Origin of the sequence: Streptomyces sp. NPDC093568 (assembly GCF_044764945.1) — a bacterium.
In the GTDB taxonomy this organism is placed as follows: Bacteria; Actinomycetota; Actinomycetes; order Streptomycetales; family Streptomycetaceae; genus Streptomyces.
In genome coordinates, this window is the sequence record NZ_JBIWJD010000002.1 from 381,731 (window position 1) to 397,856 (window position 16,126).

A 16,126-nucleotide genomic window follows, 5' to 3' on the forward strand; every position below is an offset into this window, starting at 1 on the left:
TCCGCCCCAGACCCCGCTCCTCAAACGCCGGAGAGGCTGACTGGCCGGCCCGTCAATCAACTACCGCAGCGACAGCCGGCGGAACTCGATCGTCTCGTACGTCCCGCCGACCCCCGTCTCGTACAGGATCCCCACCCGCTGCCCATCCAGCCGCACCAGATCCGAGTACGCCGCCCGCTGCTGAGACAGCGTCAGCGCCTTCGTGAAGGTCGCCCCGCCGTCCGTGCTGCGCCACACCGCCATCGACTGACGGGCGGTGGGGACGGAGGGTCCGGAGAAGAGCAACGGGGCCTTCGCACCGGGGAGTTGCAGGACGCTTCCCTCGACGACGGGGACGTCGTTCAGGGACGGCTGGACGGTGTAGGGGCGGTCCAGGGACTCACCGCCGTCGCTCGACACACTGTCCAGCCGGTTCCCGGCACTCGTGCCGTGCTGGTCGCGGGAGTTGAAGTACACCCTGCCGTCGGGGAGTTCGGCGGCGGTGGACTCGTTGGCGTTGCTGTAGCCGTCGTACGAGTCGTCCACGAAGCCCATCTCCCACGTGAGCCCGCCGTCGTCGCTGTAGATGGCGTGCGCGCCGTAGTACTTGGCCTCCTGGCCGGTGTCGGGAGAACCCGGCGCCGGTGCCACCGAGTGGTTGGACGCGACGAGCAGCCGGCCCGCGTGCTTCCCGTGCCGGAGGGCGATCGCGTGCCCCGGCCCGGTCGCGTACCAGCGCCAGTTCCACGGCTTCACCGTCCTCGTGATGTCGCGCGGCGACGTGAAGGTGCGTCCGTCGTCGGTGCTGCGCTGCACGAACACCCGCCGGCTCTGCTCCGGCGTCGCCTCGCCGCGCATGATCTGCGCCTCCGTCACGTCCCCGCTGTTGTAGGAGGTGACCAGCACGACCGCGCCGGTGCGCGGATCCACCACCGGCGCCGGATTGCCCCGGGTGTCCCCCTCCCCGGCGGCGACGACGGTCTGCGCGCCCCAGGTGCAGCCGCCGTCGAGGGACCGTCTGAGGACGACATCGATGTCGCCGGTGTCACCGGCCCCGTCGTGCCGGCCCTCGGCGAAGGCCAGCACCGTGCCGCGCGCCGTGGTGACGGTCGCCGGGATGCGGTACGTGTCGTAGCCGCCCTTGCCCGAGACGTACGGCACGGAGGAGGTGCAGGCGCTGCTCGCCGAGGCGTTGCCCGTGGCGACTAGCGGTGTGGTCAGGAGTGCTGCGGTGGCCAGGAGTGTGCGGCTCAGGAGGGTCATCGAGCTCCTTTGACGGAGGGTCAGACATTACCTGTCCGTCACAGGCTCCCCGGTGTCACCATGCCTGACTCATACGCCACGATGACCAGCTGGGCCCGGTCCCGCGCGCGCAGTTTGCCCATGATGCGGCTGACGTGCGTCTTCGCCGTCAGCGGGCTCAGTCGCAACGCCTCGGCGATTTCCGTGTTGTTGAACCCGCGTGCGACCAGCGCCAGCACTTCGCGCTCACGTTCGGACAGGCATTCGGGTCCGCCGGTCGTGGGCGCGGAGGGGCTGCGCAGGAAACGCTCGATCAGCCGTGCGGTCGGCCCGGGCGAGAGCAGCGCCTCCCCCGCCGCCACCGTGCGGATCGCGTCGAGGAGTTCGGCCGGGCGGGTGTCCTTGACGAGGAACCCGGAGGCGCCGGCCCGCAGCGCGTCCACGATGTTCTCGTCGGTGTCGTAGGTGGTGAGGACCAGCACCCTGACCCCGGCCAGGTCCTCGTTCGCCGCGATCAGCCGGGTCGCCTCGATGCCGTCGAGGTCGGGCATGCGGATGTCCATCAGGACGAGGTCGGCGCGGGAGCCGGCCGCCAGCTCCGCGGCCTCCCGGCCGGTGGCCGCCTGGCCGACGACCTCCATGTCCGGTGCCGACTCGACCAGCATGGCGAACGCCTCACGCACGAGCGTCTGGTCGTCCGCGAGCAGGACGCGGATCATCTCTCCCCCTCCCGGCCGGTCCCGACGGACACCCGGCTCTCCTCGGGCAGTCCGGTTCCGGTGGGCAGTACGGCGCTCACCTCGAAACCCCCCTCGTCACGCGGCCCGGCGTCGAGTGTGCCACCCACGCTGCGGGCCCGTTCACGCATCCCGACCAGACCGTAGCCGGGGCTCTGCGCGTCGGGCGCGGGGCGGCCGTCGTCGGTTACCGACAGACGCAGGGCGCCTTGCTCCTCGTACAGCGCGACGCGCACCGCCGGTTCGGGGCCGGCGTGCCGGACCGCGTTGGTCAGCGCCTCCTGCACGATCCGGTACACGGCCGCCCCCACCGCCGGCGGCGCCTCCCGCACCCGTACGTCGGACTCCACCCGCGCCCCCGCGAGCCGCGCCGCCTCCACCAGGTCGGGCAGTCCGTCCAGCCCGGGCAGCGGCCCACGCACATCCCCCGCGGCTCCCTGCTCCCGCAGCACCTCCAGGGTCGTACGCAGCTCCCCCCGCGCCGTACGGCACGTCTCCGCGATGTCCTCCAGCGCCTTGGCGACCGTCTCCCGGTCCAGGCGAGCGGGGTCGGTGTTCAGCACGTGCGCGGCCACCGATGTCTGCACACCGATCAGGGTGATGCTGTGGGCGAGCAGGTCGTGCAGGTCGCGGGCGATCCTCAGGCGTTCCTCCGCCACCCGCCGCCGTGCCTCCTCCTCGCGGGTGCGTTCGGCACGTTCGGCGCGTTCGACGATGGCGGCGATGTAGTTGCGGTGCACGCGGACCGCTTCGCCCGTGATCGCACACGCCAGGATCCAGCCGGAGATGCGCAGCAGCTCGATGCCCCGCTCCGGATTGATCGTGAGGAGCATGACCACGCTCAGGCCGAGCAGCGTCGGCACCACGATCAGGGTCCGGCGCCGCGGGCCGGCCACCGCGAGCGAGTAGATGGCGACGATCGTCACCGCGATCAGCCCGGAGTGGGCGTTGCCCAGGGAGTGGTAGGTGCCCTCCACGGCGATGAGTGCGAGCAGCACGCCCATCGGATAGTGGCGCCGCCAGGCGAGCAACAGCGCGGAGAGACCGAACAGCGTCCAGCCGAGCACGTCCGGCGTGTGCGCGTTGTCGCCCTGCGCCACGAACGTCAGCGGGATCGACGCCAGGCCGATCCCCACGGCGAACAGCCAGTCGCGCCCGGTGGGCCGCCTGGCGAGGTGACTCAGCTGCTCCCTGGTGGTCAACACGTGCTCCATCCTCGCCGATCCGACCGGAGGGCCGGACCCCCGGGCACGAGCCCGGAGATCCGGCCGGCTGTCCCCGTCCCGTTCAGCGCATCCCCACGGGCTCCGAGACCGGCTCGGGCAACTCCGCGCCGCCCGCGGCCGGTTGCCTCGACAGCGCCCCCGGCCACCACACCTTGCGCCGCAGCGCCACGCTCGCGCTCGTGACCAGGTACGTCCGGACCAGGAAGGTGTCGAGCAGCACCCCGACCGCGATGACGAAGCCCAGCTCGACGAGCTGCACCATCGGCATGCTGGTGAGCACGGCGAACGTGGCGGCCAGGACCAGCCCGGCGGAGGCGATGACACCGCCCGTGGTGCGCAGCGCGGTGAGCGCGGCGGCGGCCGGTTCGGCGCCGTTCAGGCCCTCCTCGCGCATCCGGTGCATCAGGAAGATGCCGTAGTCGACGCCCAGCGCCACCAGGAACACGAAGGACAGCAGGCCCAGCCCCGGATCCGTGCCCTCGAAGCCGAAGAGCGGTCCGAAGACGAGTCCGCCGATGCCGAGCGCCGCGCCCCACACCGCGACCACGGCCGCCACCAGGATCAGCGGCGCGACGAGCGAGCGCAGCAGGACGACGAGGATCAGCAGCACCGACAGCAGCACGATCGGCACGACGACCAGGCGGTCCCGGGCGTTGGTGTCCTTCAGGTCGATCTGCTGGGCGCTCGGCCCGCCGACGTAGGAGCCGTCGAGCGTGTCGCGCAGGGCCTCGATGGTGGCCGTCTCCCCGGCGGACTGGGGAGGTGCGGTGGCGAGGACGGAGATCTCGGTCCAGCCGTCTCCGGTACGGCCTTCCCGCGCGCTGTCGACGCCGCGCGTGCCCCGGATCGTCGCGAGGGCCTCCTCGGCACGGCCTTCCGGCGCGATGACGGTGATGGGCTGGGTGCCCCGCTCGGGGTAGGCCTCGGCGAGCGTCTGCATGGCGGCGACCGCGTCCGGCTTGCTGGTGAAGGAGTCCTCCTGCTTGAGGTTGCCGGGCAGGTTCAGGGTGCCGAGCGCGAGCGCGCCGAGCAGGACGGCGCCACCGGCGAGGACGGTGAGGGGCCGGCGTCCGGCCGAGCTGCCCATCGCGGTGAACAGGGACCGGCGGGCCTTGGGCGTACTGCCGTAGCGCGGCACGAGCGGCCAGAACACGCGCCGGCCGAGCAGGACGAGGATCGCGGGCAGCAAGGTCAGCATGGCGACGAGCGCGCACAGCACACCGACGGTGCCGAGCGGGCCCATGCCCCGGCTGGAGTTGAGGTCGGCGGCGAGCAGGCACAGCAGGCCTGCGGCGACGGTCCCGGAGGAGGCGAGCACGGCGGGCCCGCAGCCCTTGAGCGCGGCGGCCATGGCGTCGTAGGGCCGCTCGATGCGTCGCAGCTCCTCCCGGTAGCGGGAGACGAGCAGCAGCGCGTAGTCGGTACCGGCGCCGAAGACGAGGATGGTCATGATCCCGGAGCTCTGGCCGGAGACGGACGTCCCGAACGCCTGGTTGAGCCCGTAGGCCACGCCCATCGACAGATAGTCGGCCATGCCCGCGACGGCGAGCGGGACCAGCCACAGGAACGGGCTGCGGTAGATGAGGATCAGCAGCAGCGCGACGACCGCGGCGGTGGTGTAGAGCAGCGGTCCGTCGAGGGAGTTGTAGACCTCGGCGGCGTCGGTGGCGAGGGCCCCCGGGCCACCGACGTCGACGCTCAGCCCGTCCTCGCCCCGTGCGATGTCCCGTACGTCGTTGACGAGCGCGTCACGGGCCTTCTCGTCCTGCCCCGGCTCGGTGCTGGCCACCGGGTACATCAGGGTGGTGCCGTCCTTCGACGGGACACCCCGCGGTTCACCGGTGAGCCGGTGCTCGCCCGCGATCCGCCCGATCTGCTCGGCGGCGGTGGCCCGGTCCCCCTCGGTCAGTCCCCCCTGCCGGTGATACACGACGACCATCTCGGTGGCCTCGCCACCGGGCAGCCGCTCCTGGATCCTCGCCACGTGCGTGGAGTCGGCACTCGCCGGCAGATAGTCGACGGCCCGGTCCCGCTGCACGTCCCCGAGCTTCGACGCGAACGGCGACGCGATCGCCAGCACGGCGATCCACAGCCCGAGCACGATCCACGGCACGGCCCGCCGTCGCCGCCCACTCGTCCTTACGGCCCCCATGAGTCGGGCCTCCCCTCCGGATCCGGTGTCTGTATCGGCTTCCAGACTTCCGGGGCCGGGGTGGGGAATCGTCGGGCGGGAGGGCGAGTTGGGGAGTACTGCCTCGGTCGACGCGCCGGGGCGATTACTCCCTGGGGAGTACGGCGGCACGCGGAGCCTGAGTACCGCTACTCAGGCGGCCGGGGCCGTTTCCCGGCGATCCTGACCCCATGACCGCCCCCACCGGCCTCCCGCACTTCCGCGGCGCCAACGTGCCGCCCCCGCCCGGCGGACGCCGGCGGCTGCCCCTCGCCGGGGACATCGCCCTGGCCGTCGGGCTGCTCCTCCTCGACGCCCTCGGGACGGTGGTGGCCCTGCTGCTCGGCATCGACGTCGGCGGCGACTGGAGGCCGTTCGACCCGGGCGCGGACAACTCCGACGTCACGTTCACGCTCAGCTGGCTCCCGGTGGGCGTCGCCGGCGGCATCGTGCTGCTGACGGCCGCCCCGCTGTGGCTGCTCCGTGCCGTCGTCAGCGCCTCGCTCCAGGTGCTCGTGGGCATGGCCGTGCTGGTCGTCGCGGTGAGCGGAGCGCAGTTCGACGAGCGGCGCGAGGAGCCGTCCCGGGCGTCCGTGTCCGCGGCGTACCGCTGACCGTCCGCCGCTACGAGGGCGTCCGGGCCGCCGCGGCCAAGAGGCTCGTCACGTCGTCGGCGCAGATCGTCAGCGCTGCGCCCACCGTGGCCAGGACATCCCGCTCGGCGGGTGTGTAGGGCCCGTCGGCCAGGGCGATGCGGGCGCCCTGGAGGAGGATCGATTCGCGGCCGGCGGGGGCCAGGTGGGGGGCGAGGGGGTCCAGGGCCTCGTGGAGCTCTATGGCGAGGCCCGCGCCGCAGGGCTCGGAGAAGACCCGGCCGGTGTCGGCGGCCAGCGCCTCGACCAGGGCGCTCAGCTGGTCCTCCGTGCAGTCGTCGAAGCCGGCCGCGCGCACGGTGGCCGCGGCGGTCTCCAGGGACGGCCGCGCGCAGGTGCCGCCCGCCGCCAGCACCGCGAGGGCGACGGTGTGGACGGCGTCGCGGAGCATCGCGGAGAAGCGGGTGGTGGTCGGATGGTCGAGGACGTCGGTGCCGAAGTGGCGGCGGCAGGCCGCGCACTCCACGACCGGCGCGCTCTCGCCGCGCGGCAGCACGGGCACGCCGAGCAGCGTGAAGCGGCGATGCCCGGTCAGCCGCTGGTAGTTGCGGTCGCCTCCGCAGCCGGGGCAGAAGAACTCCCCGTCGCCTACGGCCGACCACGCGGTGCGGGTGCCCAGGATGCGCGCAGCCCTGGTGGCACGGCCGTTTCGTCCCCGTCCTGGCAGCACGTCGCACCTCCGCGAAACCTCGCGGCAACGTCGCCGCGCTTGCGTGATGTTAGCCACATCACGGACGTGGAGTCAGTACCCCGGACGAGACCTTTCCGTGACCTGCACAGGTCAATGGCCGGAAATGAGCGAACCCCGCCCACCGAAACATGGCGGACGGGGCCCAGAAACTCCGGGTACGACTACGCCCTCAAGGGGCGCGGGGCTGTGTCGATGTGCGGGTCCGCCGCGTGGGCGCGACAAGCCACGACGGCGCCGCAGCCGCAGGACAACCCCTCGCGGCACGACCTGTCGGCGCACCCCCGCGGAGCGAACCGTCAGCGAGCCGCCCGGTTGACGGCGGAGACGACCGCCTTCAGCGAGGCACGCGTGGTGTTGGCGTCGATCCCGATGCCCCACAGAACCTTGCCGTCGATCGCGCATTCGATGTAGGAGGCGGCCTGCGCGGAGGCACCCTCGCTCATCGTGTGCTCCTTGTAGTCCAGCAGCCGCGCGTCGATGTCGATCTTCGCCAGCGCGTCGAAGAAGGCCGAGATCGGACCGTTGCCGGTACCGGCCAGCACCGTGTCGACGCCGTCGACGGTGGCCTCCACCTTCAGCGTGTCCACGCCGTCGGTGTCGGTGGTCGACTGGCCGTTCTTGACCTGGATCCGACCCCACGGGTTCTCGGGGTTCGGCAGGTACTCGTCCTGGAAGACCGCCCAGATGTCGCCGCCGGTGACCTCGCCGCCCTCGGCGTCCGTCTTGGCCTGGATGAGCTTGGAGAATTCGATCTGCATCCGGCGGGGCAGGTCCAGCTTGTGGTCGTTCTTCAGGACGTACGCGATTCCGCCCTTGCCGGACTGCGAGTTGACGCGGATGACGGCCTCGTAGGAGCGGCCGACGTCCTTCGGGTCGATCGGCAGGTACGGGACCGCCCACTCGATGTCGTCGACCGTGACGCCCTTCGCCGCCGCGTCGGCCTCCATCGCGTCGAAGCCCTTCTTGATGGCGTCCTGGTGGGAGCCGGAGAAGGAGGTGTAGACCAGGTCGCCCACGTACGGGTGGCGCGGGTGGACCTCCATCTGGTTGCAGTACTCCCACGTACGACGGATCTCGTCGATGTCGGAGAAGTCGATCTGCGGGTCGACGCCCTGGGAGAAGAGGTTCATGCCCAGGGTGACCAGGTCGACGTTGCCGGTGCGCTCGCCCTGTCCGAACAGGCAGCCCTCGATGCGGTCGGCGCCGGCCATCAGCGCCAGCTCGGCCGCCGCGACGGCCGTACCGCGGTCGTTGTGCGGGTGGACCGACAGGCAGACGTACTCGCGGCGGGACAGGTTGCGGCCCATCCACTCGAACCGGTCGGCGTGCGTGGAGGGCGTGGAACGCTCCACGGTGGCGGGCAGGTTGAGGATGATCTCGCGGCCGGGACCGGGCTGGTAGACGTCCATCACCGCCTCGCAGACCTCCAGCGCGAAGTCCAGCTCGGTGTCGGTGAAGATCTCCGGGCTGTACTGGTAGCCGAACTCGGTCTCGGGGCCCAGCAGCTTCTCGGCGTACTCCATCACCAGCCGCGTGCCGTCGACGGCGATCTGCTTGATGTCGTCCTTGGAGCCGCGGAAGACCACGCGGCGGAAGACGGGGGCGGTGGCGTTGTACAGGTGGACGGTGGCCCGCTTGGCGCCCTTCAGGGACTCCACCGTGCGCTCGATCAGGTCCTCGCGGGCCTGGGTCAGTACGGAGATGGTGACGTCGTCGGGGATGGCCCCGGGCTCCTCGATGATGGAGCGCACGAAGTCGAAGTCGGTCTGGCCCGAGGCGGGGAAGCCGACCTCGATCTCCTTGTAGCCCATCTTGACCAGCTGGTCGAACATCCGGCGCTTGCGCTCGGGCGACATCGGGTCGATCAGGGCCTGGTTGCCGTCACGCAGGTCGGTGGAGAGCCAGCGGGGGGCGGTGGTGACACGCTTGCCCGGCCAGGTCCGGTCGGGGATGTCGACCTGCTCGTAGCGGCCGTACTTGTGGATCGGCATCGTGCTGGGCTGCTGGCGGTTCGCCATGTCTGCGGGGCTCCTCAGGTGTCCGGATGGACGGCCGACGACGCAACGCGAAGCTCCGCGGGGAGGGAGTCGACCTGGCTTACAGGCCCTCGCCGCGGCAGCTAAGAAGAAGCAGCCCGAAACGCATGATGCGAAGCATGCTAGCCGAGCCTCCTCGGATGCGGGGCGCCGTATCAGTATGCGGGACCCGAAGGACGAAAGGGGCAAAACGTGTGCCATACCACTTCGTCACAGAGAGTGCTGCTCCCTGTCCGCATATTTCACCAATCATGGTTGCGGCTAGTGACAGCGACCTAACGCAGTGCAATGGTGCCGCACATGACGACCAACGGGGGCTTCGAGCCCGTCTTCTGCACCGTCGTACCGCCCCACGTCCTGGACAAGCTGGCCCGGAACGACGACCCCGCACTCTCCGGCCCGGCTCGCCGGACCCTGATGCGCGACAGCGAGCTGCGTGGCAAGCGCCGTGTCACGACCGAGTTCGCCCTCGCGGCCGCCCCGACGGCGAAGGCACCGTCGGACCAGCCGCTGCGCACCATCTACGACGCCCGGCACGGCACCGCCCTGCCCGGCACCAAGGTCCGCGGCGAGGGCGCGGACCCCGGCCAGGACGCCACGGTCAACCGCGCCTACTCCGGGCTCGGCGCCACCTTCGAGCTCTTCCTCAAGGCCTACGCCCGCCACTCCATCGACGGCGACGGCCTGCCGCTGGACGCCACCGTCCACTACGACGAGAACTACAACAACGCCTTCTGGAACGGCGAGCAGATGGTGTTCGGCGACGGTGACGGCGAGATCTTCCTCGACTTCACCATCCCGATCGACGTGATCGGCCACGAGCTCACCCACGGTGTCACCCAGTACACGGCCAACCTCACGTACTACGGCCAGCCGGGCGCGCTGAACGAGTCGATGTCGGATGTCTTCGGCGCCCTGATCAAGCAGTACACGCTGGGCCAGACCGCGGCCGAGGCCGACTGGCTGATCGGCGCGGGCCTGCTCGCCCCGAGCGTCTCCGGCAAGGCCCTGCGTTCCATGAAGGAGCCGGGCAGCGCGTACGACGACGACGTGCTCGGCAAGGACCCGCAGCCCGCGACGATGGACGACTACGTCCGCACCGGCCGCGACAACGGCGGCGTCCACATCAACTCCGGGATCCCGAACCACGCCTTCTACCTGGCGGCCACCGCCCTCGGCGGGCACGCCTGGGAGAAGGCGGGCCAGATCTGGTACGACGTCCTGACCGGCGGCGAGCTGTCGGACCGGGCCCTGTTCACCGACTTCGCGGGGCTGACCGTCAAGGCCGCGCGCGAGCGCTTCGGCGACGGCGGCGAGGAGCTCCAGGCCGTGTCCAAGGCATGGGAGCAGGTCGGGGTGCGGATCCTCTAAGTCCGTACTAGACAGGGACCCATGCGTATTCAGGTACGGCGTACGGGCGGATTCGCCGGCATCGAGCGGTACGCCGAGGTGGACACCTCGGCCCGGCCCGACGCCCAGGAGTGGCAGGCCCTGGCCGAGCACGCGCTCGCGGCCGGCCGGGGCACGCCCCCGATCGGGGTTCCGGACGGCTTCAGCTACCAGATCACCGTGGACGGCCGGACGGTGTACTGCTCGGATCCCCGGCTCACCGACGAGCAGCGCAAGCTGATCTCCAGGGTGCTGAAGGAAGGAGCGTAACGGGCAGTTCACGCCGGGGCGTTGACTTCCGTTACCGCCGGTACGGATGATCCGGCGCATGGCGATCGATGAGCGCGGTGCGCAGAGCCCGATACCTCAGTTCCCGGCCGGCTTTCTGTGGGGCGTCTCGACCTCGGCCCATCAGATCGAGGGCGCGGCGGACGAGCGCGAGCGGTCCGTGTGGGACGCCTTCACGGCCGAGCCGGGACGGGTGAAGGACGGCTCCACGGCCGACGTGGCCTGCGACCACTACCACCGGTACCGCGAGGACGTGGCGCTGCTGGCCGACCTGGGCGTGGACGCGTACCGCTTCTCGGTCTCCTGGCCCCGGGTGAACCACCCGGAGGGCCTCGACTTCTACGACCGGCTGGTGGACGAGCTGTGCGCGGCGGGCGTACGGCCGGTGCCGACGCTCTTCCACTGGGACCTGCCGGTCACGCTGGACTGGCTGGAGCGGGACACGGCGGCCCGGTTCGCCGAGTACGTGTCGGTGGTCGCCGAGCGCCTGGGCGACCGGGTGAAGAAGTGGATCACTCTCAACGAACCCGCCGAGCACACCCTGCTGGGTCACGCCCTCGGCACCCACGCCCCCGGCAGGCAACTCCTCTTCGACGCCCTCCCGGTCGCCCACCACCAGCTGCTGGCCCACGGTCTCGCGGTGCGGGCCCTGCGCGCGGCCGGCGCGACGGACATCGGCATCGCCAACTCGCACGGGCCGACCTGGCCGGCCTCGGAGGAACCGGCGGACCTGGAGGCCGCGGGCTTCTACGACGTACTCCTCAACCGGCTGTTCGCCGACCCGCTGCTGCTCGGCCGGTACCCGGAGGGCATCGGCGAGTTGATGCCGGGAGATGCCGAGGCGGACCTGAAGACCATCTCGGAGCCCCTCGACTTCTACGGCGTCAACTACTACGCCCCCACCCGCGTGGGCGCCCCGCAGGGCACCGAGATCGAGTTCGGCGGGATCAGCATGCCCGCCGAACTGCCCTTCTCCGTGCGGGAGATCGAGGGCGTGCCGACGACGGACTTCGGCTGGCCGGTGGTGCCCGAAGGCCTGACGGAACTGCTCACCGGCTTCCGCGAGCGCTACGGCGACCGGCTGCCGCCCGTGGTCGTCACCGAGAACGGCTGCTCGTACGAGGGCATCGACGACCAGGAGCGGATCGCCTACCTGGACGGCCACATCCGCGCCCTGCACCGGGCGGTGGAGGCGGGCGTGGACGTGCGCGGGTACTTCGTGTGGTCGCTGCTCGACAACTTCGAGTGGGCGGAGGGGTACGCACGGCGGTTCGGTCTGGTGCACGTGGACTACGAGTCGCTGAAGCGCACGCCGAAGGCGTCGTACGGCTGGCTGCGGGACGTGCTCCGGACGCGGGGATGACGGCCGACGCCCTCGCCGAACCCACGGACCGGGTCGGCAGGGGCTGGACCGCCGCGCTGTCGCTGGCCAACGTGGCGATCTGGGTGGGCTGGTACGGCCCGCTGCAGATCCTGCTGGCCCGGCAGGCGGAGGACTTCGCGCCCGGCACCGGGATGTCGAAGGAGACCCTGCTGGCGTGGGTGACCGGCGTGGGCGCGGTGGTGTCGCTGGCGGCCAACCCGTTCTTCGGCGCGCTGTCGGACCGCACCGCGGCCCGCTGGGGCCGCCGTACGCCGTGGATCGTGGCCGGTGCGGCGGGCGGGGCGCTGTCGTTGCTGCTGCTCGCCGGGGCGGGCGGGCTGTGGGTGATGGCGGTCGGCTGGTGCCTGGCGCAGCTGACCCTCAACGCGGCCTTCGCGGCGGTGACTGCGGCGGTACCGGACCGGGTGCCGCGGCTCCAACGGGGTGCGGTGGGCGGCTGGTTGGGGGCGGCGCAGATCCTCGGCGCGGTCGTCGGCACGGGACTCGCGACGGCGGCGGGCGGGATCGCGGCGGGGTACGTGGCGTGTGCGGTGTTCACGGCGGCGGGGGTGCTGCCGTATGTGCTCCGCCACCGCGACCTGCGGCTCGGGGCCGCGGACCGTCCCGCGTGGTCCTGGGGTGCCTTCGCGCGCGGCTTCTGGCTGAGCCCGCGCCGCTACCCGGACTTCGGCTGGGCCTGGCTGACCCGCTTCCTGATCAACCTCAGCAACGCGCTGGTGCTTCTCTATCTGCTGTATTACCTGCGGGACCGCCTCCACCACGAGGACCCCGAGCAGGGTGTGCTCATCCTGACCGCCGTGGACAGCGTGGCGCTGCTGGCCACGGTCGTGGTGGGCGGGGTCTGGTCGGACCGCGTGGGCCGCCGCAAGCCCTTCGTGAGGTGGTCCGGGGTGCTGATGGCGGCGGCCACGGCCCTGCTGGCCGGCTGGCAGACCTGGGCGGGCGCGATCGTCGTGGCGGCGCTGCTGGGCGTGGCCCTGGGGGTGTTCATGTCGGTCGACTTCGCGCTGATGACGGACGTCCTGCCCACGGCGCGGGACCGGGGCAAGGACCTGGGCGTCATCAACGTGGCCAACGCCCTGCCCCAGGTCGCGGCGCCCGCCCTCGCCGCGCCGGTCGTCACCCACCTGGGCGGCTACCGGATGCTGTACCTGGTGGCGGCGGTGGTGGGGCTGGCCGGGGCGGTGCTGGTGGGGCGGATCAGGGGTGTGGACTAGGGGCTGGGGCGGGCCGGCGGCGATCAGCTCAGCATTCGCGGCCCCACCGTGCGCTGTGCAGGGTGACGGGGCCCTCGAAGGTCACCATGTTGGTGTCGTTCGGGTAGTGCAGGCAGCCCTTGAAGTTGCCGCCGTTCTCCGGCGTGGTGGTGAGGTTGTACCAGATGTGGTCGGCACCCGGCTGGCGCACACCGTTGTTGACGATGGTCACCCCGTTCTCCGAGCGCAGGTCGTACAGGTTCCCCTTCGACTTCCACGTCGGCTTGCCCGACGCCGTGTCGTTGTTCCACACGCAGACGTATTCCCTCGGGCAGTCCGCCGGGGCGGCCGCCGCCGGCGGCGCCGCGGCCACACCCATGGCGCCCATCATCAGGACTGCCGCCACACCCATGCCGGCCTTCGCGCGCAACCGAGTCTTCATCATGTCGCCCCTCCGTTTTCGGTCACTCGGGGCAGCCGTGGTCAATTCGGCCGCCCCCGAGTGACCCAGCATCGCGCGTGCTTCAGGGCGCCGGTCCCTGACATCTGTCAGGCAACCGGAGGCCGGTCACAGCGCTCCGGCCTCCCGGGCCGCGTAGACCGACGGGTACAGCGGGCGGTAGCCCAGCTCCCGGCGGATACGGACCGTGGAGGTGATCACGTGCCACGGGTCGGGGTCCGTGCGGTCGTACAGTTCGGCCGGGACGTCGACGCCGCCCAGCTGGTGCAGCTCGACCGCCGTGACCGGGGCGTCGTCGGCGATGTTGTAGACGCGGCCCGCGATGCCCGGCGCGTGCAGGATGCGCAGCAGCGCCTGGGCGACGTCCGCGTGATGGCCCATCTGGAGCCGCTGGGTGGCCGCCCAGTTCCGGGCCCACATCAGGGACTGGGAGAGGTGCGGATCGCCCTCGCCGTAGACGAAGGGGAGCCGGCCCACGCGCACGTCCAGGCCCTCCAGCGCGAGCAGTTCCCGCTCGGCCCGCGCCTTCGACTCGGGGTAGGCGCCCCACATCGGCCCGCCGGGCCGGATCTCGTCGTCCTCGGTCAGCGGGCGGCCCCGTCCGGTGCCGTACACCAGTCCCGTGCTGACCTGCACGAACCTCCTCACACCGGCCGACCGCGCGGCGCGGCCCAGCTCGACGGCCGCGTCCCGGTTGACCGCCCACGCCTCCTCGTCCGGCACCCCGCGGAAGGCGGCCGCGACATTCACGACCGCGTCGGCCCCGGCGACCGCCTTGCCGAGCGCCTCCGCGTCCCGCAGGTCGCCGACGACGACCTCGGCACCCCGTTCGGCGTACGGTTCGCCCCGCGCCGCGTCCCGGACCAGCACCCTGACCTTCTCCCCCGCCCGGGCCTGTGCCAGCAGCCTCGGCACGAAGCGCCGGCCGACCTGCCCCGTCGTACCCGTCACCAACGTCAGCATGTCCTGCTCCTCTCGTCACCGACCACCCTCGGACGGGGCCGGGGAGAGCGGGAGAGACCCGTTGATCAGGGGATCGGCAGTCCCTGGATAAGGCGCGCGGCGTGGCGCAGGCTGAAGGGGTGAACCGAGCCGAACTCGCCGACTTCCTGCGCCGTGGCCGCGCCCGCCTGACCCCGTCGGACGTGGGTCTGACGCCCGGCACCCGGCGCCGCACACCGGGCCTGCGCCGCGAGGAGGTCGCGCAGCTGGCGGGGATGTCGGTGGACTACTACACCCGGCTGGAGCAGTCCCGCGGCCCGCGCCCGTCCCGCCAGATGCTCACCGCGCTGGGCCGCGCCCTGCGCCTGACCGACGTCGAGCAGGACCACCTGTTCCACCTGGCCGGCGAGGAGCCGCCGCGGCGCGAGACGGCGTCGGCACACGTCCGTCCCGGGCTGCTGCTGATCCTGGACCGGCTGCACGACACCCCGGCGCAGGTGGTGAACGACTGCGGCGAGGTGCTGGCGCAGAACACCATGGCGAAGGCGCTGGTCGGCGACGTGATGTCCCGCCCGCCGCGCGAACGCAACCTGCTGCGCCTGTTCTTCCTGGACCCGGCCGCGCGCACGCTCTTCCCGCCGGAGGACTGGGCGCCCCATGCCCGCGCCCATGTGTCCACCCTGCGCGCGGTGGCCGCCGCCCGCCCCGACGACCCGGAGCCGGCCGCGCTGGTCGCCGAACTGCGCGCGGCGAGCGAGGAGTTCGCCCGCCTGTGGGACGAGCACGAGGTGTCCCAGCGCAACCGGGCGACCAAGCGGTTCCTGCACCCGCTGGTCGGTCTGCTGGAGCTGGACTGCGAGGTCATGGTGAGCCACCAGCACCACCATCTGCTGGTCGTCCACTCCGCCCGCCCCGGCACCGAGGCCTACGAACGCCTGGCGCTCCTGCGTGTGGTGGGGCTGCAGGACATGTCACCCAGCAAGGCCTGATCCGCACCCCGGGGGCGGTTGCCCAACCTTTCGGTACCCGCCGGTAGTTGAGGCCGGAAATCACCCTTGCCGACCCTCGCCCCACGCGCATCAATGGAACCGACGGTTTCCGACGGACCGTCAGATTCGGGCTGTCGGATTCGGTCTCCGCGCAGTGTGTTCGCACCCACCTGCCGGGCCACCCCACCCCCCACTCACCGAATTCCCCCACCCCTACAGGGAGCGAATCCCCATGAGACGAACGCGCATTGGAGCAGGTGCGGCCCTGATGGCCGGGGCCCTCGCGGTCACCGGCCTGGCGCTGGCGCCGGCCGCCTTCGCCGTCACCCCCGCGACCGCGACGATCACCGCCGACTGCGGCGGCTTCGGGGGCGGCGAGGCCACCCTCACCGCGACTCAGGACGGCACCGCCGCCACCCTCACCCTCAACTCCTCCGCGATCACCGCGCCGATCGCGCTGGGAGAGGACTCGATCTCCTCGACGCTCACCCTGACGAAGGCGGGCGGCCCCGCCGTCGCCTTCTCCGGCACCGAGAACCCGGCGATGGCCGCCGGCGACCCCGTCCAGGTCGGCCCGCTCACCGGCACCGTGGCCTCCGGGGACAGCCTGGAGGCCTTCGGCGGCTCGCTGCGGATGACCGTCTTCGGCATCACCATCACCTGCACGGCGACCGGGCCGCAGGCGCCGGGCCCGTTCGTGTTCGACTGAGGCACCCGACGCGAGGAGGGGCGCGGCCTCGGCGC

Annotated in this window: 15 protein-coding genes; 7 read left to right on the plus strand and 8 right to left on the minus strand. The window is 71.8% G+C overall.

The window, feature by feature from the left end; translation table 11 throughout:
• Positions 1-60: 60 nt before the first annotated feature.
• The 4 genes from ACIRD7_RS11265 to ACIRD7_RS11280 all read right to left on the minus strand — a co-directional run bounded on the left by ACIRD7_RS11265 (position 61) and on the right by ACIRD7_RS11280 (position 5,336).
• Positions 61-1,242 (minus strand): exo-alpha-sialidase, encoded by a 1,182-nt coding sequence (locus ACIRD7_RS11265; RefSeq protein WP_403452355.1) that lies wholly within the window; start codon positions 1,240-1,242, stop codon positions 61-63.
• Between the two features lie 38 nt (positions 1,243-1,280).
• Positions 1,281-1,940 (minus strand): response regulator, encoded by a 660-nt coding sequence (locus ACIRD7_RS11270; protein ID WP_403452357.1) that lies wholly within the window; start codon positions 1,938-1,940, stop codon positions 1,281-1,283.
• Complete coding sequence (locus tag ACIRD7_RS11275) at positions 1,937-3,172, minus strand: sensor histidine kinase (RefSeq protein WP_403452358.1); 1,236 nt, start codon at positions 3,170-3,172, stop codon at positions 1,937-1,939. Before ACIRD7_RS11275 ends, ACIRD7_RS11270 begins: the two co-directional genes overlap by 4 nt.
• A gap of 73 nt (positions 3,173-3,245) precedes the next feature.
• Positions 3,246-5,336, minus strand: coding sequence for an MMPL family transporter (locus ACIRD7_RS11280; protein ID WP_403452360.1), 2,091 nt, complete (start codon positions 5,334-5,336; stop codon positions 3,246-3,248).
• Positions 5,337-5,545: 209 nt separating this feature from the next.
• Between ACIRD7_RS11280 and ACIRD7_RS11285 the strand changes: the two genes are divergently transcribed.
• Complete coding sequence (locus tag ACIRD7_RS11285) at positions 5,546-5,968, plus strand: DUF6234 family protein (protein WP_403452362.1); 423 nt, start codon at positions 5,546-5,548, stop codon at positions 5,966-5,968.
• A 10-nt stretch (positions 5,969-5,978) separates the two neighbouring features.
• On the opposite strand, the gene ACIRD7_RS11290 is transcribed toward ACIRD7_RS11285, so the two are convergent.
• Together ACIRD7_RS11290 and leuA are read right to left on the minus strand one after the other, a co-directional pair.
• The gene (locus ACIRD7_RS11290; RefSeq protein ID WP_403452364.1) at positions 5,979-6,677 is read right to left on the minus strand and encodes a TerB family tellurite resistance protein; all 699 of its coding nucleotides are present in this window, start codon (positions 6,675-6,677) and stop codon (positions 5,979-5,981) included.
• Positions 6,678-6,994: 317 nt separating this feature from the next.
• Entirely contained in the window at positions 6,995-8,716 is a 1,722-nt protein-coding gene (gene leuA, locus ACIRD7_RS11295; RefSeq protein ID WP_403452366.1) for a 2-isopropylmalate synthase, read from the minus strand.
• 318 nt (positions 8,717-9,034) lie between these two features.
• Between leuA and ACIRD7_RS11300 the strand changes: the two genes are divergently transcribed.
• From ACIRD7_RS11300 to ACIRD7_RS11315, 4 genes are read left to right on the plus strand one after another with little or no spacing between them, the layout of a single operon-like run.
• Positions 9,035-10,105 (plus strand): M4 family metallopeptidase, encoded by a 1,071-nt coding sequence (locus ACIRD7_RS11300; RefSeq protein WP_403452368.1) that lies wholly within the window; start codon positions 9,035-9,037, stop codon positions 10,103-10,105.
• Between the two features lie 21 nt (positions 10,106-10,126).
• Positions 10,127-10,393, plus strand: a complete 267-nt coding sequence (locus tag ACIRD7_RS11305; RefSeq protein ID WP_403452369.1) for a protealysin inhibitor emfourin — start codon at positions 10,127-10,129, stop codon at positions 10,391-10,393.
• 46 nt (positions 10,394-10,439) lie between these two features.
• On the plus strand, positions 10,440-11,774 hold the full coding sequence (locus ACIRD7_RS11310; protein WP_403452371.1) for a GH1 family beta-glucosidase: 1,335 nt from the start codon (positions 10,440-10,442) through the stop codon (positions 11,772-11,774).
• Positions 11,771-13,012, plus strand: a complete 1,242-nt coding sequence (locus tag ACIRD7_RS11315) for an MFS transporter (RefSeq protein ID WP_403452372.1) — start codon at positions 11,771-11,773, stop codon at positions 13,010-13,012. Before ACIRD7_RS11310 ends, ACIRD7_RS11315 begins: the two co-directional genes overlap by 4 nt.
• Before the next feature lie 28 nt (positions 13,013-13,040).
• On the opposite strand, the gene ACIRD7_RS11320 is transcribed toward ACIRD7_RS11315, so the two are convergent.
• Positions 13,041-13,436, minus strand: coding sequence for a peptidase inhibitor family I36 protein (locus tag ACIRD7_RS11320; RefSeq protein ID WP_403452373.1), 396 nt, complete (start codon positions 13,434-13,436; stop codon positions 13,041-13,043).
• Positions 13,437-13,559: 123 nt separating this feature from the next.
• Complete coding sequence (locus ACIRD7_RS11325; protein ID WP_403452375.1) at positions 13,560-14,414, minus strand: NAD-dependent epimerase/dehydratase family protein; 855 nt, start codon at positions 14,412-14,414, stop codon at positions 13,560-13,562.
• Positions 14,415-14,533: 119 nt separating this feature from the next.
• Between ACIRD7_RS11325 and ACIRD7_RS11330 the strand changes: the two genes are divergently transcribed.
• Positions 14,534-15,382 carry a helix-turn-helix transcriptional regulator gene (locus ACIRD7_RS11330; protein ID WP_403452377.1) on the plus strand — a complete coding sequence of 283 codons (849 nt, stop codon included), beginning with the start codon at positions 14,534-14,536 and terminating at the stop codon, positions 15,380-15,382.
• A gap of 232 nt (positions 15,383-15,614) precedes the next feature.
• Positions 15,615-16,091: a hypothetical protein gene (locus ACIRD7_RS11335; RefSeq protein ID WP_403452378.1), complete on the plus strand. Its 477-nt coding sequence runs from the start codon at positions 15,615-15,617 to the stop codon at positions 16,089-16,091.
• Positions 16,092-16,126 lie beyond the last annotated feature (35 nt).